Origin of the sequence: Sphingobium sp. Cam5-1 (assembly GCF_015693305.1) — a bacterium.
Classification (GTDB): Bacteria; Pseudomonadota; Alphaproteobacteria; order Sphingomonadales; family Sphingomonadaceae; genus Sphingobium.
On sequence record NZ_CP065138.1, the window covers coordinates 2,740,590 to 2,759,262 of the forward strand.

General features: G+C 63.0%; 12 protein-coding genes and 1 tRNA gene. 9 read left to right on the forward strand and 4 right to left on the reverse strand.

All coding sequences use genetic code 11. The features are described from left to right. Window positions 1-147 precede the first annotated feature (147 nt). Window positions 148-609 carry a GFA family protein gene (locus IZV00_RS13630; protein WP_196225118.1) on the forward strand — a complete coding sequence of 154 codons (462 nt, stop codon included), beginning with the start codon at window positions 148-150 and terminating at the stop codon, window positions 607-609. On the opposite strand, the gene IZV00_RS13635 is transcribed toward IZV00_RS13630, so the two are convergent. Beyond that, on the reverse strand, window positions 603-4,817 hold the full coding sequence (locus IZV00_RS13635) for a translocation/assembly module TamB domain-containing protein (RefSeq protein ID WP_196225119.1): 4,215 nt from the start codon (window positions 4,815-4,817) through the stop codon (window positions 603-605). The genes IZV00_RS13630 and IZV00_RS13635 overlap by 7 nt on opposite strands. Further along, window positions 4,817-6,919, reverse strand: a complete 2,103-nt coding sequence (locus IZV00_RS13640) for an autotransporter assembly complex protein TamA (protein ID WP_196225120.1) — start codon at window positions 6,917-6,919, stop codon at window positions 4,817-4,819. Before IZV00_RS13640 ends, IZV00_RS13635 begins: the two co-directional genes overlap by 1 nt. Window positions 6,920-7,048: 129 nt before the next feature. On the opposite strand from IZV00_RS13640, the gene recJ reads away from it, so the two are divergent. From recJ to IZV00_RS13665, 5 genes are all read left to right on the forward strand, one after another. Then, on the forward strand, window positions 7,049-8,815 hold the full coding sequence (gene recJ / locus IZV00_RS13645; protein ID WP_196225121.1) for a single-stranded-DNA-specific exonuclease RecJ: 1,767 nt from the start codon (window positions 7,049-7,051) through the stop codon (window positions 8,813-8,815). Window positions 8,816-8,916: 101 nt separating this feature from the next. Then, window positions 8,917-8,991 (forward strand) — tRNA-Glu (locus IZV00_RS13650). Window positions 8,992-9,184: 193 nt separating this feature from the next. After that, on the forward strand, window positions 9,185-10,018 hold the full coding sequence (locus IZV00_RS13655) for a hypothetical protein (RefSeq protein ID WP_196225122.1): 834 nt from the start codon (window positions 9,185-9,187) through the stop codon (window positions 10,016-10,018). Window positions 10,019-10,020: 2 nt separating this feature from the next. Beyond that, window positions 10,021-10,572 carry a hypothetical protein gene (locus IZV00_RS13660; protein WP_196225123.1) on the forward strand — a complete coding sequence of 184 codons (552 nt, stop codon included), beginning with the start codon at window positions 10,021-10,023 and terminating at the stop codon, window positions 10,570-10,572. A gap of 138 nt (window positions 10,573-10,710) precedes the next feature. Then, a complete protein-coding gene (locus IZV00_RS13665) occupies window positions 10,711-11,160 on the forward strand; it encodes a hypothetical protein (RefSeq protein WP_230463227.1) in 450 nt (149 codons plus the stop codon). A gap of 52 nt (window positions 11,161-11,212) precedes the next feature. Here IZV00_RS13665 and IZV00_RS13670 read toward each other — a convergent pair whose 3' ends face one another. Then, the gene (locus tag IZV00_RS13670; RefSeq protein ID WP_196225125.1) at window positions 11,213-11,545 is read right to left on the reverse strand and encodes a hypothetical protein; all 333 of its coding nucleotides are present in this window, start codon (window positions 11,543-11,545) and stop codon (window positions 11,213-11,215) included. A gap of 194 nt (window positions 11,546-11,739) precedes the next feature. Further along, entirely contained in the window at window positions 11,740-12,297 is a 558-nt protein-coding gene (locus IZV00_RS13675; protein WP_196225126.1) for a TetR/AcrR family transcriptional regulator, read from the reverse strand. A gap of 158 nt (window positions 12,298-12,455) precedes the next feature. Here IZV00_RS13675 and IZV00_RS13680 point away from each other — a divergent pair, with 158 nt between their 5' ends. Genes IZV00_RS13680 through IZV00_RS13690 form a run of 3 tightly spaced genes read left to right on the forward strand, consistent with a single transcriptional unit; the run spans window position 12,456 to window position 18,235 of the window. Next, window positions 12,456-13,616 carry an efflux RND transporter periplasmic adaptor subunit gene (locus IZV00_RS13680; protein ID WP_196225127.1) on the forward strand — a complete coding sequence of 387 codons (1,161 nt, stop codon included), beginning with the start codon at window positions 12,456-12,458 and terminating at the stop codon, window positions 13,614-13,616. Window positions 13,617-13,632: 16 nt separating this feature from the next. Further along, complete coding sequence (locus IZV00_RS13685; RefSeq protein ID WP_196225128.1) at window positions 13,633-16,839, forward strand: multidrug efflux RND transporter permease subunit; 3,207 nt, start codon at window positions 13,633-13,635, stop codon at window positions 16,837-16,839. Further along, window positions 16,832-18,235, forward strand: a complete 1,404-nt coding sequence (locus tag IZV00_RS13690; RefSeq protein ID WP_196225129.1) for an efflux transporter outer membrane subunit — start codon at window positions 16,832-16,834, stop codon at window positions 18,233-18,235. The genes IZV00_RS13685 and IZV00_RS13690 overlap by 8 nt, the downstream gene beginning before the upstream one ends. Window positions 18,236-18,673 lie beyond the last annotated feature (438 nt).

The window sequence follows — 18,673 nt, forward strand, 5'->3', positions numbered from 1 at the left end:
AAGCGTGGGGAGGGGGACCGCCGGGCAGCGGTGGTGGAGGGGAAATGGCACGACCTGCGCGGCTTCCCCTCCACCAGCCTGCGGCTGGTCCCCCTCCCCATCTTCCGCTGGGGAGGATTAATGTGTCCGCTTTAACAGGAGAATCCCATGTCCATTCCCGATCTCCCCATCGAAGGCGGTTGCCGGTGCGGGCGTGTGCGTTTCCGGTTGAGCGAAGCGCCTTGGGGTGAGGCGGCTTGTCATTGTACCGGCTGCCAGAAGATGACGGGCAGCGCTTTTTCCACCACGATCATCATGCCTTCGGGCGGCTTTGAACTGATTGCGGGCGCCACGGTGATTGGTGGGCTGCATGGCGAAGACGTGCACCATCATCATTGCGACTGGTGCAAGAGCTGGGTCTTCACCAAGCCTGTCGCCGACATGGGCTTCGTCAATGTGCGAGCAACCATGCTGGACGATGCGAGCTGGTTCGCGCCATGGATGGAAACGCAGACGGCAGAAAAGCTGCCCTGGGCGCATACCGGCGCGGTGGTCAGCTTCGAACGCTTCCCCGGCATGGACGAATATGAGGGGCTGATCGCCCGCTACCGCGCCGAGCGGCTTCAATAATCCTTCGAATAGCGCAGGTTTGCCGATGATCCGGCGTTGGTGCCGGTCTTCGACAGCAGGCTGAGCGTCTTTGACAGGGAGATTTCCAGCTGGGTGGCGGTGAAGCCCTTGGGATCGGTGATCACCTCCACATAAATATTGTTGGAGATGTGCTGACCCACTGCCAGCGATGCGCCGCGCCCGGTTTCCTTGTCGCCGCTGACGATGCCGATGCGGTCGACGCCAGACGCATTCTGCAACTTGCCCATCGGATTGAGCCCGCCACCACCGCCGCGCAGGCCGTTGAGCGCAGCGGCAAGCTGGATCGCCTGGGTGGCAGACAGGTTCGCGACATTGTCGCCGAACAGGATGCGGGCCAAAATCTCGTCCTGCGGCAGGGTGGGCGTCGAGATGAAGCTGATGTCCGGCTTCTGCGCCGTGCCGCCGACCGCGATGCCTGCCGCCACCGTGTTGATCCGGGTTTCGGCGCGGATTGCCAGCACCGGGTTCATCATCGGCCCGTTGAAGGTGATGATGCCCTGTTCAAGGTCGAACTGATGGCCTGAGAAGCTGTAGCGGCCGCGTATCACCTCGATCTTGCCGACGACGCGCGGGGCCTTTGTTGTGCCGGTAATGCGCATGTTGGTCTTCCATTCGGAATCAAGGCCCATGCCGGTCAGATAGATTTCATTGTCGGCGCGCACCCGGACGTCGAGCTTCCAGTCGGCGGGCTTGGCCGCTGCCTGCCGCGACGCGACGCGCTGGTCGAGCAGGTCGGTGCCCTCGCCCTTGCGCCGGACGCCCTGAAGCTGGCGGATGTCGGCACCGCCCTGCCAGGCGATACGGTATCGGGTTTCGGGAAGCGACAGGTCGCCCTTGATCAGTCCGCCGTCTGCCGCGCTGTTGCTCACGTTGATCGTGCCGGTGACGACGCTGGTGATGGCCTGGCTGCGGGCGATGCGGGCGCGGTCCAGCTTGATCGCGATGTTCATGGGATAGCCGCTTTCGGCCGCGAGCCCGACGGAGCCGTTGGCCTGCACCGTGCCGTCGCCAGCTCGGCCCGAAAAGTCGCGTATCTCCAGCCGATCGTTGGTAAAGCGGCCATCAAGACGCATCTGCGTCAGGCGCGTGCCGAACGTTTCATTTTCATATGTCAGCGCGTTGGCGCGGACGAGGCCGTTGAGGCGCGGGGCGGTGAGGCGGCCGCTGAAATCTGCTGCGAGGGCGATGGGGCCGGTCAGTTGCTGATCAGCGAGACCGGCGAAGGAGAACAGCACGTCGGCAGGCCCGGCATAGCGTATGCCGCCGCCAAGGGGTGCGGATTGAAGCTGCTCTGTCCAGCTTGATCCGGGGCCGGAAGGCGCGAGCGTGGCGATGAAGCGCCCTAATGGCGCGTTGCCGCGTCGGATGAGACCGCGCAGGTCGCCGCCGCGCCCCGAAAGACGGCCTTCGATCGCCATGGAGACCGGATCGGAGACGGCTGACAGGCTGGAGCGGCGGAAATTATTGATCGCGACGCGTGTGGTGGCGGTGGGGAAGGAATTGCCGCTCTGGTTGAAATCGATCGCGCCGGTCGCCTTGCCACTGATGCCGAGGCCGGGGCTGGAGATGTTCATAATGGCGAGGTCGAAATCCTTGAACCGTGCCTGGAGGGCGGTCTGGTTGCCGAAGCGTCCGGCGAGATCGACCCGACCTTGAGGCATGACGAGCGTTGCTGGCTCCAGTCGGTAGCCTTGGGGTTCGATGCGGATGATCGCGGGCTGGGCGAAGCGGAAGGGAATGTTGCTCGCCTTGCCTTCCAGCGCGACGGCGTAGAGGTTCGGGCGCAGCGCCGCATTGACGGCGATGGAGAAGGGCACGCCGGTCGATCCGTCGGCGACCAACTGCGCGCGGCCCCGGCCGCCCTGATAATTGATCCGGGCGCGGCTCTTTCGCACGACATAGTCGCCATAGGCGGCGTTCGCCATCTGGACATCGGCGGTGATGCGTGGCTGGTCGGTGAGCACGATGTCCGCCGTCACGAGGGCGCGGCCGATCACCACGTCGGCTTCGCCGGGCAGGCGGGCGTTGCTGGCCGTGGCGTTCACCGCGATGCCCTGTGCTTTGCCGATGGCGGAGAGCCGCGCCGCGCCGGTGATGCCGGACCCGTTCATGGCCAACTGTCCGGCGAAAGGTCCGGCGGCGGTCTGTTGGAGGCGGCCGTTCATGTCGATGCCCGCGAAGCGTGCGCGGGTGATGTCGATGGTGAGCGGACCCTTGGCCGTACGGATCAGCACATTGGCGAAGAAGGGGCCATAGGCAGAGCCGCCGGTCGCCTCCAGCCGGTAGCCGCCAGCCTCGCCATTCAGCTTGGCGACGACATTGGAGAGCTGCACGCCGACATTGGGGCGAGCCGCGCGCAGGACTGCCTGGGGCCGCTCCATCGTACCGCGCACGCTGAGCGCGAGCGGGCCATATTGGTTCGACGTGGCGGCGGCGTCGAAGGTGATCGCGCCATTGGTGTCGTAGCTGCCTGATCCGGAATGGATGCGGAAATTGGGCGCGGCACCCTTGAGGTCCATCAGCGTGAACTTGCCTTCCGGCGTCATGCCGATACGGCCCGACGCGATGGCATTGCCGCCCAGGAAATCGCGCACCGAGGCGTTTTCCCAACGTGACGTGCGGACGCCGAACTTGCCCGAAAGGCCCCAGCCGCCCTTGGGTCCGGGCACCAGCTTCACATCGGTGTTGAGGTTGACGATGCCGACGCCGTCGATCTTGTAATCATTCACCCGCCCCTTGAGCGCGCCCCGGTAGATGGCCTTGTCGAGGTCGGCGAGGACAATGGCGGTGGCATCCACCCGGTCGCTGTCGATCTTGAGGTTGTCGCTGATCAGCTTGCCGGCTGAATAGGCGAAGTCGCCCTTGACGCGCAGATTCTGGAGCAGCCCACCCGCTGCGGCATTGAGACCGGTGACGCGCTGCGCGGTCGCGTTGACGGGGATGCGGATGCGGTCAGCGTCGATCACTGCGCGGCCGCTGGCTTTCAGGCCCTCGATCCCGGTCTGGTCGAAGGCGAGCATCGCGGCGCTCAGGTCATAGTCGATGAAGGGTGTGGCCATCGGCCCGTCGAGGATGATCGAAGCGCGCACATCGTTGCCGCGCACCTTTTCCATGATTGCGCCGGGCGTCAGCAGCGCGGCGTCGATCTTGAGGCCGCTGAACTGGCTTTTGCCGAGGTCGATGAGGCCATTCGCCGTGGCGGCGAGGGCAGTGGAGCGCAACGTACCCTTCAGGTTCACGCGCCGCTCATTGAGCCCGGCGAAGAGATCGACATCGAGGGCTGGTGCGGTCAGCGGGTCCACGGTTCCGGCAAAGACGAGGCCCGGGCGCACTGGACCCTTGGCCGTGAAGTTGCCGTCACGTGCGGCAAGGGCGATGTTTGCGAGCTGCCCCTTTGGCGAGGTTGCGACGATCCGGCCGTTCCACGCCTGCCATGTGCCGCGTCCGTCGAGCGTTGCGGTTAGGCCATCGGTAAGCCCGCTCATCTTTGCGATCACGCCGCCTTTGGGCGCGGTCAGCGTGCCTTTCATGGCGAGGCGATTCTGTTCGGGGACTGCGTCGAGCCAGGCCTGAAGCCGGTCGCCGCTATCGACGACGGCGTTGGCGCTAAGCTGCGCGCGGCCGTCGGCGATGTGGGTGACGCCATCGATGGCGATTTCGCGCTTCTGGCCGATCACGGGCCGAGCCAGCACGAATTTAGCGATCTTCAGCCGATCGACGTCGATGTCGAGGTCGGGGAGGATCGGCGCATTGGGATCGCTTTTCGTGACGTTGAACTGCGGGCTGCGGGCTAGCACGACCAGCGGGCTTTCCAGCAGCCGGACGGAGATATGGTTGTTGAGGTAGCGGAAGGGACTCCACACGACATGGACGCGGGGAGATACGGCGAAAGGCCCCTTGGGATCTCGCAGGACGAGGTCGTGGATGACCATGTCGCTATAGACCGATCCCTCGATGCGGCCGACTTCGATCGCCATGCCAGATTCGAGCTTGAGCGCCGCGATCTGGCGGATCAGGAATTTTTTGCCTGGCTGCGTGTTGAGGAACAGCAGCAACCCCGCGACAAGCACGACGAGGCCGACGATCAGGCCCACGACGCCCAGCACGATCTTCTGCCAGAGCGGCCGTCCTTCCCGGATGACCACGGTCTGGCTTTCCGGAGCGGAAGGAGGCGTGTCTTCGGCCATCAGAAAGCCTGCCCAATGCCGATATAGAGGGTGAATTTGGACTCGCCCGGCTGCCGGTTGATCGGCATGGCTATGTCTGCCCGGAAGGGACCGAAGTCGGTATAGAAGCGGCCGCCCAAGCCTACGCCATAGCGAATGTCGGAGAATTTCGGGATGGCGCTTTCATAGACTTGCCCCGCGTCAACGAAGGCGACCACGCCGTAATTGCCGAAACGGTAACGGCCCTCGACGGCGAACTCATTGACGGATCGGCCGCCTACGGGATCGTCATTGACGTCCTTTGGCCCCAGTTCCTGATAGCCAAAGCCGCGCACCGACCCGCCGCCGCCCGCATAGACCCGGCGGGAAGGCGCGATCTGGTCACGCGATGCGCCGCTGATCGTGCCAAGCCGCGTCCGAGCCGCGATCACCAGCGCATCGGAAACGGGATAATAGCCGCTGAGATCAAAGGTGCCGCGCACATAGGGTGACAGATTGCCTTGCAGGGACGCTTCAGGTGACAGGCGCAGATTGGCGCGGAAGCCTTTGGTGGGATTGAGCAGGTCGTCCGATCGGTCGTAGCCAAGCTGCACCGGCAGCGCGCCGATGAAATAGGTCAGCCGCCGCTTTTCCGCCGTTGCCAGATCGATGGTCGTCTGCTCGTTCGACAGCAGGACTTCCGCGCCGTAGGTGTAGGTCCAGCGTTTCTGGAAAATCGGCGTGGACTGCCGCGCCCAGCTGATGTTGAGGCCCGCGGTAAAGGCTTCATAGGCATCGTAATTTTGGTGGTTGAGCAGGACGCCCGTCTGGAAGGTCTTGTCCCGCTTGCCGGCGTTGGAGCGGCGGAAGGTGCCGGCAACGCCCTGTTCCTGCGTGCCCGCGATCACCTTCGCGATCAGCGCGCCTTCTGGCGGGAAGAGATTGCGGTGCGTCCATGTGCCTTCGGCGCGGAAGCCTTGCCCCGTGCCATAGCCAAGCTCGCCCGCCAGCGTGCGGGGCGGACCCGCCTCCTGATCGACATGCAGGTCGACATATTCGGTGCCATCGGGGCCGGGTTCGTTGGTGCGCACCGGATCGACCGCGACGCTGGAGAAGAGGCCCGTCGCGACGAGGGCGCGGCGCAGGTCATCCACCTTGCGGCTGTCGTAAAGCTCGCCGGGTTTGAAGCGACTGATGACCTTCATATGGTCAGCGCCAAAGGCCTGCTTGCGGCCCGAGGTTGTGATCCCACGGAACGATCCGCGCGGGCCGACATCGACAGGCAGGGTATAGTCGCCGGTGATCGTCGCGGGGTCGAGCAATATGTCCCGTTCCCCGACCTTGGCGAAGGGATAGCCATTTTCGGGCAGCTTCACCCCGACATTGGCCTCCGCGCTTTCCACGTCAGCGGCCACGATATAGTCGCCGGTGTTGAGCGGCAGGCTGTCGCGGACAAGGCCTGGCGGCACCGTTGGCCCGGCGTTGATGACGATGTCGCCGATCTTGTACCGCTTGCCTGGCGTGACGGACAGCACAGCCTTCAGCGTGCCGTTGCCGCTCTGGTCGAGCGAGGCGAGCGCGGTCGCGTCATAATAGCCCTCCGAATAAAGCAGCCGCACGGCGAGAGCTTCATCCTCATGCGCGCGCGCCTGCACCATGGCGGCGGTATCGGCGCGCCCCTTGCCATCGACCAATGCTGACTCGCCCCGGAATTCGTCCTCAAGGCCGGTTTTGCCGAAACCGTCGATCTCAACGGCATAGTGGATCTCGGGCGTCTTTTCGTGCGGGCTGTCGTTTGCCACCTCAGTCGGCACGGTTACGCTGTCGAGCGGGGCCAAGGGCTGTACCAGTTCCGCTTCCGCTGGGGGTTCGGTGGCGGGCGGCAGTTCGGCGGGCGCGCTGGCCTGCGGCATTTGCTGATCGATCCAGCTGTCTACCGAGGGTAGCGGACTGGCAGGGTTGGCGGGGTTACTCTCGCCAGCCTTGGGTAATCGCGCTTCAAACTCGTCGTCGGGCAGGATTGGCGGCTCTTGCCCGGCAGCAACCGTACCAGCAGATGTCTGGGCTTGCAGCGACAGGGGTGACGCAGCGATCATCAGAACGCCCAAGGCACGCCGGGCGCGTTTCGCCTGCCTGAAACCCATGTAAATTCAGCCGCCCCTTTCCGTCCGCCGTGCACGCGGGGAAGACGAATACGCGCAAAGGCTTGTTTCGGTTCCGTCGTGGGCCGTGAACCGCTTCCCTCGGGCGTCGGCCCGGTTTAGGGATCAGAAATGACCATAGCGCTGAATGTATCCCGCTCTATCCTTGGACAACCGTGGCGCTGGCGGGGCGCAGGCGCGGATGCGCGGGAGCCCGGCTATCTGCCCGACGACCTGGTCACACAGTTGTTGCTGGCCCGTGGCTGTCCGCGCGAAGCCGTGGAGGCGCATCGCAACCCGACCATCCGCCACTTCATGCCCGATCCCAGCTTGTTCCGCGACATGGACAGCGCTGCCGAACGGCTGGCGGATGCGGTGCAGCGCGGCGAGCACGTCCGTATCTTCGGCGACTATGATGTGGACGGCGCAACCAGCGCGGCCTTGCTGATCCGTCTGCTGCGTGACCTTGGCCTGTCCGCCCGGCCCTACATCCCGGATCGGCTGATGGAAGGCTATGGTCCCTCGGGCGAGGCATTGGTGCGGCTGGCCGGGGAAGGGGCAACGCTGATCGTCACCGTCGATTGCGGCGCCCAGGCGTTCGAGGCGCTTGCAATGGCGAAGGCTGTGGGCGTCGATGTCGTGGTGGTCGATCACCATAAATGCGCCGCCGCGCTTCCCGAGGCTTTTGCGCTGGTGAACCCCAATCGGCTTGACGAGGTTGAGGAGGCGGCCGCTCATGGCCATCTGGCGGCGGTGGGGGTTGCATTTCTCTTGGGCGCCGCGCTTATCCGCGTGTTACGCAAGCGGGGATGGTTCGCGCAACGGGCCGAGCCTGCCCTGATGGAATTGCTCGACATCGTGGCGCTGGGCACCGTGGCGGACGTGGCGCAACTCAAGGGGCTTAACCGCGCCTTTGTCGCACAGGGCCTTAAGGTCATGGCAAAGCGCCGCAACATCGGCATCTCCGCGCTGATCGACGCGAGCCGCCTTAGCCGTGCGCCATTATGCCATGATCTGGGATTTGCGCTTGGTCCCCGCATCAACGCTGGCGGGCGGGTAGGCAAGGCTGATCTGGGCGTGCGCCTGCTGACGACGGAAGATCCGATCGAGGCCGCGAGCATCGCTGCCGAGTTGGACCAGTTCAACGAGGAACGTCGCGTGATCGAGGCGGCGGTACAGGTCGAGGCAGAGGAACTGCTCGCGGCGCAGGGCAACCGGGCCGTGGCGCTGATCGCTGGAGCTGGCTGGCATCCCGGCGTGATCGGCATCGTCGCCGGACGCATCAAGGAGAAGGCGGGGCGTCCCGCGATCGTCGTGGCGATTGACGAGGCGGGTACGGGCAAGGGCTCCGGCCGTTCGATCTCCGGCGTTGATCTTGGCGCGGCCGTGCTGGCGGCCAAGGATAGCGGTTTGCTGGTTGCTGGTGGCGGTCACGCCATGGCGGCAGGGCTGACCGTCGCGGCTGACAAGCTGGATGCGCTGGCTGATTTTCTGGACGAAAGGCTCGCTCCTGCCGTCGCCCGTGCCCGCGATGACCGCGCATTGTTGATCGACGCCGTGCTTGCCCCGGCGGGCGTCAACCCGGACTTCGTGGCCGCGATCGAGGCAGGCGGCCCCTATGGCGCTGGCTGGCCCTCTCCGCTCATCGCGGCAGGACCGATGCGCGTCATCAAGGCCGATGTCGTCGGCAATGGTCATCTGCGCGCCGTCATGGCGGGGGACGATGGTCGCTCCATCAAGACCATCGCCTTCCGCCAGGCGGAGAGCGAGTTGGGGCAAGCCATTCTCGGCGCACCGCGCGACCGCCGCCTGTGGGTCGCGGGCCGTGCAAAGATCGACGATTGGGGCAGCCGACCCGCTGCTGAACTGCATCTGGAAGATGCAGCCTGGGCCGATTGAAAGAAGTGGTCGTTTTCCTGCCCCAAAGGGGGTTGACCGCCGCAAGCTCCCCCCCTAAAGCCGCCCTCGCTTCGCAGCGCCGCCCAGGCAGTTCTGCATGTGGCCCCTTCGTCTAGCGGTTAGGACGCGGCCCTTTCACGGCTGAAACACGGGTTCGATTCCCGTAGGGGTCACCACCCAGCATTTGCTGGGTTTTTTCATCTCCGCCGAGATCAGTTCCCCCAGCAGGTGGGGGAAATGTTCCCCCACTTCATCAGTCCATGGCTCTTGGTGAATTCTTAAGGGCGATGATGGAGAGTGTCCGCCTTTCGGGATTGCGCTTTCGTTGCAGATGTGGTCCTGCTCACGACGGAGAGCCTGCGAGATCAAATGTCACTCGAATTTACGCCTATAGCCGACCAGCACGCCATCGAAGCGTGCGCGATGGTCGTCCGCTTGTTTCAGCCGCTCGATCCAGAAAGCATGGATCGCTTGCGCGAGGAACTGTTCGCAATCGCGTCTGCTGCTGATCTTCCTTCGAAGCATGCAATGACGGGGGCAACGTTTTTCTTCGGGCCGCAGGGGGTAGCTGCGCCCCCTCCGCCGGTGACGGGGGGCTGGTTATTTCAGCGTTTCGCGCCAGACGGAAAGGTCCAGGCGGAGCTGCGATGCGAAGCTCAGGCAATAACGCTCACTGTTCGTGAATATGATCGGTGGGCAGACCTCATGGCCTTTGCCGAGAGGACTCTTTTCCCGGCGTTGCAGCTTTATATGCAAACATTCCCTGTGCTCGCAGCGGTATTGTTGCAGTACGAGGATAAGTTCTGGGCCGCTGACAATGATGTGAGCACAAACGCTCTGTTCCGTGACGATACCCAGTGGGTAAATATTTCTCACAAAGGATCGAAAGATCCTTGGCATTCGCATTTCGGAATGTTTGTCGCGCGCGATCGGCCAAACAATCGCGAGCTCGTTAATGTAAACGTGAATGTTTTGGATATGGTCATCCCGTCAGAGCAGGTGGAGCGCCGCGCCGCAGCGATCACTGTGCTTGTAGGGGACATGTATGACATCCCTCAGCAGGAGCCGCTGACGTTCTCGTCACCTGAGGAAGGCGTAGAATATGCCCGTCGCTCGCTTTCGATATCGCACGAGCGCCAGCGGAAAATCTTGAATAATGTGCTCCAGGATGACTATCTTCGTGCAATTGGTGCCCTGGACTGATTATGAAAACGACTGACCAGATTATCGATCAGCAACCGCCTGCTTCACAAGCGATCATTTCGGCCGCTTTGCGTCAAGCGCTCCAGCAAAGTTTTTCCTCGACCTGTTCTTCTATATCGGAGTTGCAGGGTGCGCGGATCTCTTTTGCGCTAGCGGACCGGAGCCACATTGAGGCTGAATCTCCGCACGAGGCAGATCGCCAAATTCGGCGCCTGGTCAATTTCAAAAGTCGTAAGAAGGGCTGGGACGGACGCGAAGCTGAGGCTCCGAACCCAGAATCTCTAGGCGCGGCGATCCATTTCTTACAGAGCCTCAAATATCTACCGTTCCCGATCCCGATGGCCAGCGTGGGTAGTGATGGCAACGCCACCCTCTATTGGAAGAACGACAAGGTCTACGCCGACGTCGAGCTGTATGAGGACGGGAGGATCGGCTATCTTTTGCAGGTCGGGGACCGAGATCCGGAGGACAATGAAGTCGATATGCCCGAGCGGGGTATTCCGCCGAGCATCTTTGGCGCCCTGATCGCGGCCAATCCTTTCAAAAACCGGTAGTACGTTCATATGCAGGACGCTTGCCGTGCGGTCTTTGGCTCGGGGGCCACAGGTAAGGACCTTCAAGATGCAATTCATGCCTCATTCCCGGAAGGTGAGTGCGAGGAGTGTTCCATTAGCGAACACTCCCATGGTCCTGTGGCGGATGACGAGATCCTTACGAAACTGATCGTCGACCCCATCCACATCGACAAAGGCGTGGTCAGTCCGGCGGCTTTTACGGATGCGTACAGTTTGGATTTGTCCTTGTTTCGCGAAGAGCTTGCGACCGATAAAGAGATCCAGCTTGCCATCGATCAGATCAAGAATACGGGCTGGGGTAAGGAGTCGCCGCAGTCGCGGTCCATCGTCGCGGTGATGCACGCGTCAGCAGAGTCCATAAGGGCACTGCGCCTCGATAATCCTTCCGGGCCGATGTGCAGGATCTATGATACCGGAGAGGCGGATAAGCCTGCTCATGCGTCGGTGTTTACACCCACCCGCGCTAGGACGAACAAGAGCGATCAGCGGGCGATACGCCGCGCGCTTCTAAATGCATTTGGAACTGCGAAAGCAATGCCCAACTATCGGCCGGGCCTCAAACCCTAGCAACGGTTGTGATTAACGTCCCATCTTCAACGGCGTGACGCTGCTCATCTTTTCAGATGCGCCGACGGCGATCATGTACGCGCGCGCGCTTGCCGTAGTGGCGGACGGTCTCTGGCGTCATGCCCAGGATGGCGCCAACGTCTGTGTCGCTGAGGCCCGTTTCCAGCAGGTAGCAGCAGGCGTTCTTGCGCAGGCCGTGGAAGGTGTAGAGCAGCTGGTTCTCGTCATCGACATGGCCGAGGTCATGCATCAGGCGACGAATGCGCTCCTGAATCCGATCCTCGCCGGAGAAGGGGCGGCCTGACCGATCGTAGAGCAGGGCGACGGCCTTCTTCTCGACCTTGCCGATTTCCTCGCGCCACCAGGGATGGACGGGCACCGCCACGTCGACATCGGTCTTCCTGCTTGAACTCTTCGCTATGCTTCATCATCTCGTCGGTCTCCTTGATCGAGCTCCAAACTCTCAAGTGACCGCCACAAAACTGTTACAAGTCCACGAGTTCCGATCTAGCCTGATGATCGCCAGGCTTTGGGACACGACAATCTGAGGGGTAAGCGCGCTGGAATGCACGTCGCTCACTATCTTGCCGAACTTCCGCCCTCAGAGATTCCCTCCATCAGCAACTGGACTGCGCGGGACAAGACGCTATCTCTCTCTTCGGCAGGCAGATCCACCGCGACCGCCTGAAGCATCTGGGCAATCCGACCGATATCGTCGACCGAAAGATCGTCGCGAACGATGCCTGCATCCTGCGCCCGCTCGAGAGGCAGGGCCATGAGTTGCCGAGCGCGGATTTCGAACTCTTGCCATTCCTGCTTTAGCGACGGATCTCTCTCCAGACCTCGCAGTCCGGAGGCATGTATGGCCGACAGCAGCCCGATGCGGACCAAGAAGAAACGGAAGGCGTCGTGATCGTCAGTGATGAGTGCGGCCTGAGCGATCAACGCGTCGAGCCGACTGCGTACGACCTCAAGCACCAGCATAGAGCGGTCCCGGAAGTTACGATAAAGCGTACCGCGCCCTATACCGGCGTTTTCCGCGATTGCCTCCAAGGGCACATCATAGCCCTGCTGCTCGAACATGTCGGCGGCGACGGCAATCAGCTTGGCTCGTCTCTCCTGTGCGTCTTTCCTCATGCTTGACGGGCCTCATGCTTTCCCATAATAACCGGACATCAATGTCCGGTTACACCCTTTTGCGCCGCCACGGAAGAATGGCTTCGCACGGGATCTCTGGAGAGGAATGCCCGCCAGGTCCAGAGCAACCATGGCCTAACCTGCCGAGGAGTTTCCCCATGCCGACCTTCCCGATCCTCCTGCGCCGCCGAGCATGCGGCGGCGTGGCCACGCTGTTCCTTCTCGCGTCCTGCGGGCATCAGGAGGAGCAGGCGGCACCCGCTCCTGTGGTTGACGTGGTGGCGGTCACGACGGGCGATGTTCCCAACATCACCGAACTGCCCGGTCGGATTGAGGCGGTGCGAACGGCCGAGGTGCGCGCCCGGGTCGACGGCATCGTGGAGCGCCGACTTTATCAGGAAGGATCGGACGTACCCGCAGGAGCGCCGCTGTTTCAGATCGATCCGCGCGACAAGGAGGCGCAGCTCGCGCAAGCGCAGGCCGCGCTTAATCGGGCGACGGCCGCACGCGCCAATGCCCGCGCTATCGTCGCTCGCTACGAACCGCTCGTGAGCCGCAAGGCGGTCAGCGCGCAGGAATATGATGCAGCGCTTTCAGATGCGCGGCAAGCCGACGCCAGCGTCAGCGATGCGCGCGCCGCGCTGGACCGGGCGCGCCTCGAGCTGGGATACACCAGGGTGCGAGCGCCGATCGCAGGCCGGGTGGGCAAGGCGCAGGTGACCGAAGGCGCTCTGGTAAGCGCTTCATCCGCGACCTTGCTGACGCAGGTGAACCAGCTGTCGCCGATATACGCGACCTTCACCCAGTCCAGTTCCAAATTGCTCGATGTGCAGCAGCTTGCCAAGGCTGGCGCGCTTCGCCTCCCTGACCTGGGCGCTATTGAGGTACGCCTCGTACTGGAGAACGGCACGCAATATGGCCTGCCTGGACATCTCGATTTCGCGGATCAGACCGTCGATCCCTCCACGGGCAGCCAGACGCTGCGCGCCCGCTTTCCCAATCCGGATCGGCTGCTGTTGCCCGGTCAATTCGTGCGTGCGCGCATCATCGCCGGATCGCGCCGCGACGGCATCGCAATCCCCGAGCGAGCCGTTCAGATCAGTAATGAGGAAGCATCGGTTCTGATCGTCGGACGCGACAATCTCGTTGCCAAGCGTACGATCGAACTGGGTGGGCGGAGCGGCGGCAAGTGGGTGGTTCTGTCGGGTCTCAGAAGCGGCGACATGATCATCGTCGACGGCTGGATGAAGGTGCAGCCTGGCCAAAAGGTCACGCCGCGCAAAGCGGGCGCGACCCGCGCCGCTCTCGGCAAGCGCTGACCGACAGGAGACCCCCATGAAACGCTTCTTCGTCTATCATCCGGTCTTTGCCTGGGTTGTCGCAATCTTCGTCGCCCTTTTCGGCATTATCGGCCTGCGGCTTCTGCCGGTCGAGCAATATCCTCAGGTCGCGCCGCCCGCGCTCAATCTCCAGATCACCTACAACGGCGCCGACGCAGCCACGCTCGACCGGACGGTGACATCGATCATCGAGAAGGAGATGAACGGCGTTGAAAACTTCCTCTACATGTCCTCAACGAGCCGGTCGAACGGCACGGCGCAGGTTACCGTTACGTTCAAGCCCGGGACCGATCTGGACGTCGCCCGGACGCAGGTGCAGGATCGTCTGAGCCGCGTCGAACCACGCCTGCCGACCGAGGTCAGGCAGCTCGGCATCAGCGTGACCAAGTCCAGTTCCGGCTTCCTGATGCTCGTCGCCTTCCAAGCCGAGGATGGCGCGATGAGCGCGCTCGATATGGGCAACTTCGCCTCGAGCAAGATCATGGATGAATTGCGCCGTGTACCTGGCGTTGGCGATGTGCAGTTGTTCGGTTCCCCCTATGCGATGCGCGTCTGGCTCGACGAAGAGAAGCTTGCTGGCTACGGTATTTCGGCGGCCGACGCCCTTGCAGCCGTTCAAGAGCAGAATAGCCAGACCGCCGGGGGAGGGCTTGGTGAACAGCCTCTTGCAGGGGGGGCCGAAATCAACGCCAAGATCATCACTCAGAACCGCTTTTCGACCCCCGAACAATTTCGCCAGATCATCGTCAGGTCCAATCCGGACGGTTCGACGATCCGGCTCGGGGATGTCGCGCGCGTCGAGTTAGGCAAGGACAATTACGGCTTCCGCCTGACGCTTAACGGCAGGGAAACGGCGGGCATGGCAATTCAGCTGGCTAGTGGCGCAAACGCGTTGGGCACGGCAGAGGCCATAAAGGCCCGCTTGACCGAGTTGGAGAAGATTTTCCCGCCGGGTTTGAGCTGGACTGTTCCTTACGACACCACGCCCTTCATCACCGCCTCAGTCGACAGCGTCATTCACACTCTGGTAGAAGCGATGGTGCTGGTTTTCCTCGTGATGTTCCTGTTTTTGCAGAACTGGCGCGCCACGCTGATCCCGGCGTTGGTGGTGCCGGTCGCGCTTGCTGGGTCTTGCCTTGGCCTCTACCTGTTCGGCTATTCGATCAATGTGCTTTCGCTGTTCGCCATGGTTGTGGCGATCGGCATCCTTGTCGACGACGCCATCGTGGTGGTCGAGAATGTCGAGCGCATCATGCGCGAAGAAGGGCTCAATCCCCGGCGCGCCACGGTAAAGGCGATGGGCCAGATCACCGGCGCGATCGTCGGCATCACGCTGGTGCTGGTTGCGGTGTTCATCCCCATGGCCTTCTTTCCCGGCTCCACCGGCGGCATCTATCGCCAGTTCTCAGTGACACTCGCGATTTCAATTCTCTTCTCGGCCCTGCTGGCCCTGACCTTGACACCGGCGCTTTGCGCTACCCTGCTCAAGGCAGAGCATGGCGATGACAGCAGCCGGTCGCACACTCCCCAAGCGGGCCTTGCGGGGTGGGCGCACCGCTTCTTCGCATGGTTCAATGATCGGTTTGGCCGGATCACTGATCGCTACACTGCAGGCGTCGGCACGATGATACGCGCACCGGGGCGCTGGCTGGCGGTCTTCGCCGTGATGTGCGCCGTTACGGTCGTGGCGTTCACGCGCCTGCCGGGCGGCTTTTTGCCGACGGAGGATCAGGGCTATATCTTTGCCAGCTACACCGCTCCGCCGGGCGCGACGATTCAGCGCACACAGGAGGCGGTGGAGCGGGCGGAAGCGTTCCTCAGAAAGCAGCCGCAGGTGCGCAACGTGGTCTCGATCGTCGGGTTCAGCTTCTTTGGCCAGGGCCAGTCGGCTGCGCTCTCTTTCGTCGATCTCAAGCCGTGGGATGAACGCAAGGGCGCCGATGAAAGTGCGAGCACGCTCGTGCAGCGGGCCAATGCCGCCTTTTCGACCATAACCGGCGCCATGGTTTTCGCCCTCGACCCACCGCCAATCCAGGCGCTGGGCAATGCGACAGGCTTCACCATGAAGCTGGAGGATCGCAGCGGCGAAGGCGGCATGGCGCTTCAGCAAGCCGCGCAGCAGATCCTCGCACAAGCCGGCAAGAGCAAGGTCTTCGCGATGGTCCGGCAGGAAGGGCTGCCGCCATCGCCGCAGCTCCATGTCGACATCGACCGCATCAAGGCGCGCAGCCTCGGGCTTCGCATAGCCGACGTTAACCAGACGCTCGGCGTTGCCTTCGGCTCGGCTTATGCAAACGACTTCGTTCATGACGGCAATGTCTTGCGCGTCTATCTCCAGGCCGATGCCGGGCAGCGGATGCGCGCGGAGGATGTGTCGGCCTTGCGGGTTCGCAATGATCAGGGTCTGATGGTGCCCTTTTCTGCCTTCACACGGGTCAAATGGACGGCAGGTCCGCAGCAGCTCGAACGCTATAATGGCTATCCGTCGATCACTCTGTCGGGCCAGGCGGCGCCGGGGCAATCCAGCGGCGCGGCCCTTGTGGAGATGGAGCGCATCGCCGACAAGGTGCTGAACGGCAACCTGTCCTACGAATGGACCGGGACTGCCTATGAAGAGAAGCAGGCAGGCGGCCAGATCGGTCTTTTGCTCGGTCTTTCCGTGGTCGTCGTGTTCCTGCTGCTCGCGGCGCTTTACGAAAGCTGGCCGATCCCGGTGGCGGTGCTGCTGGTGGTGCCCTTCGGCGTGCTGGGTGCAGTCATCTTCACGATGCTGCGTGGGCTTTCGGCTGACGTCTACTTCAACGTAGGCCTGATTACCATCATCGGCCTGGCCGCCAAGAACGCGATCCTGATCGTCGAGTTTGCTGTCGAACAGGAGACCGAAGGCGTCGCCCCGCTCGAGGCAACGATCAACGCGGCGCGCCTGCGTCTGCGACCGATCCTGATGACCAGCCTCGCCTTCATCCTGGGCATGGTGCCCCTCGTCATCGCCAGCGGTGCCGGGGCGGCAAGCCGTCAGGCGGTCGGCACCGGCGTCGCCGGCGGCATGATCACCGCGACGCTGTTCGGCATCTTCTTCACGCCGGTCTTCTACATCGCGATGCGACTATGGCTTGTACGCAAGCGCGACCATGAGGCAGCCGATGCGCAGGAGGAGGCGCGAGAAAGAGCCGGTCACGACGGGGAGACCGCCCATGCGTAATCCCGCCCACATCCTCTTCGCTGTTGCCTTGCTCGGTGGCTGCAACATGGCGCCGAAGTACGTTCAGCCAGTTCCGCCCGTTCCGGCGACCTTCCCCGCAGCCACTTCGAGCGGAGGAGAAGCCGCAACGGCGGTCGGCTGGCAGCGCTTCTTCGGCGATCCACAGCTCAAGGTCTATATCGCCGCCGCGCTTTCGAATAACCGGGATCTGGCGGCCGCAACCGCCCGCATCGAGCAAGCCAGAGCGCAGTTCAGGATCCAGCAGGCCGGACGCCTGCCGCAGATCGACAGTAGCGCGGGCGCCACCCGGACGCAGGCACCGTTGGGGTCCCTTGGCTTGGGCGAAAGCATGGGCAACGGCGCGATCACCTACAACCAATATTCCGTGCGCGTCGCGGCTAGCGCGTTCGAACTGGATTTCTGGGGTCGGGTCCGCAATCTTAGCGAGTCCGCCCGTAGCAGCTATCTTGCGACAGTCGAAGCGCGGCGTGCTTTCCGCCTGTCGCTGATCGGCGATGTCGCGGCGATCTATTACAGCATCCGCGCGGGCGAGGAGGGGATCGCGCTGGCCGAGCGCACGGTCGCGAGCCGGCGCCAGGGCCTTGCCATAGCCAAGCTGCGGATGGATGCAGGCGTCACCTCCTCGGTCGATTACGACCAGTCTACCGCTTTGCTGACGCAGGCGCAGACGGAACTCGCCGATCTCCGCCGGACAACCGAGCAGCAGCGCAACCAACTGCTTGTCCTGATCGGCGGGCCGACAAACGCGCCGACTCCCGATGGCCGCCCGATTGCCGACGCGGGACAGTTCACGGCGCTTGATGCGGGTCTGCCCTCTACCTTGTTGCGGAGCCGTCCGGACATCTTGCAAGCGGAACATCAGTTGCTAGCCGCGAATGCCGATATCGGAGCCGCCCGTGCAGCCTTTTTCCCGACTATATCGCTGACCGGAGCATTCGGGTTCGTTTCGCCCAAGCTTGAAGGTCTCTTCGATAGCAGCAACCAGAATTGGTCATTCGGCGGATCGGCCGCGCTCCCCATCTTCGACTGGGGCAGGCGCGAGAGACAACTCGACGCGGCGAAGGCCCGGCGAGATGAGCTGGTGGCGACCTACCAGCGCACCGTCCAGAATGCGTTTCGCGAAGTGTCCGACGCTCTGGTGGGGCGACAGCGCTATCGCGAGCAGATCACAGCACAGGAGCGAGCGGTCGCCGCCCAGCGGCGCCTCGCCGAGACGGCGATATTGCGCTACGACAACGGCATCGCCATCTATCTCGAAGTGCTCGACGCCGAGCGCAACCTGTTCTCCGCCGAGCAACAACTCATCAGGCTGCGCGCTACAGAGCTACAAAATGGCGTGTCGCTCTACACTGCGCTCGGCGGCGGCGATGGCTGAGGATTCATGGTCCAGCCTCCGATGATCGGACGGAGATTGCGTCGAGGGTGGCTCGTCCTCCTAAGATGCATCTCATGGAAGCCCGTGCGCGCCCGCTGCTCAGGCACCGATTCTAGAGGCGATCCTTTACGCTATCTGCAGTCACGAGTGACTGGTTTGGACGAGAGCAGCCGTTCAAGGTTGGGCTACGAAATGTCCTGATCTGGTCGAGAGGCGCCGGACGGTTCGTCCGAAACCCGTCATTGGCTTGTCAGAAAACCAGCGTTTGCGGAATTCTATGTATTGCGCTTGCCGAAAGTACCGAAATTTGAACTGCTGGTTCCTCGCTTCCGGTGAGGGGCCACTTCACCGGGCTTTTTGGGACGAAGCTGTCGCTGGGCGTCGCGACGGGGAACGTCCGGTTGCGCCGATATCGGCCATTCGTGGATCCATCCAGAG

Coding starts and splice junctions, on each gene's coding strand:
- IZV00_RS13655 (WP_196225122.1), top strand. CDS start 9,185: ATGTCACTCGAATTTACGCCTATAGCCGACCAGCACGCCATCGAAGCG.
- recJ (WP_196225121.1), top strand. CDS start 7,049: ATGACCATAGCGCTGAATGTATCCCGCTCTATCCTTGGACAACCGTGG.
- IZV00_RS13685 (WP_196225128.1), top strand. CDS start 13,633: ATGAAACGCTTCTTCGTCTATCATCCGGTCTTTGCCTGGGTTGTCGCA.
- IZV00_RS13660 (WP_196225123.1), top strand. CDS start 10,021: ATGAAAACGACTGACCAGATTATCGATCAGCAACCGCCTGCTTCACAA.
- IZV00_RS13675 (WP_196225126.1), bottom strand. CDS start 12,297: ATGAGGAAAGACGCACAGGAGAGACGAGCCAAGCTGATTGCCGTCGCC.
- IZV00_RS13635 (WP_196225119.1), bottom strand. CDS start 4,817: ATGGCCGAAGACACGCCTCCTTCCGCTCCGGAAAGCCAGACCGTGGTC.
- IZV00_RS13690 (WP_196225129.1), top strand. CDS start 16,832: ATGCGTAATCCCGCCCACATCCTCTTCGCTGTTGCCTTGCTCGGTGGC.
- IZV00_RS13630 (WP_196225118.1), top strand. CDS start 148: ATGTCCATTCCCGATCTCCCCATCGAAGGCGGTTGCCGGTGCGGGCGT.
- IZV00_RS13680 (WP_196225127.1), top strand. CDS start 12,456: ATGCCGACCTTCCCGATCCTCCTGCGCCGCCGAGCATGCGGCGGCGTG.
- IZV00_RS13640 (WP_196225120.1), bottom strand. CDS start 6,919: ATGGGTTTCAGGCAGGCGAAACGCGCCCGGCGTGCCTTGGGCGTTCTG.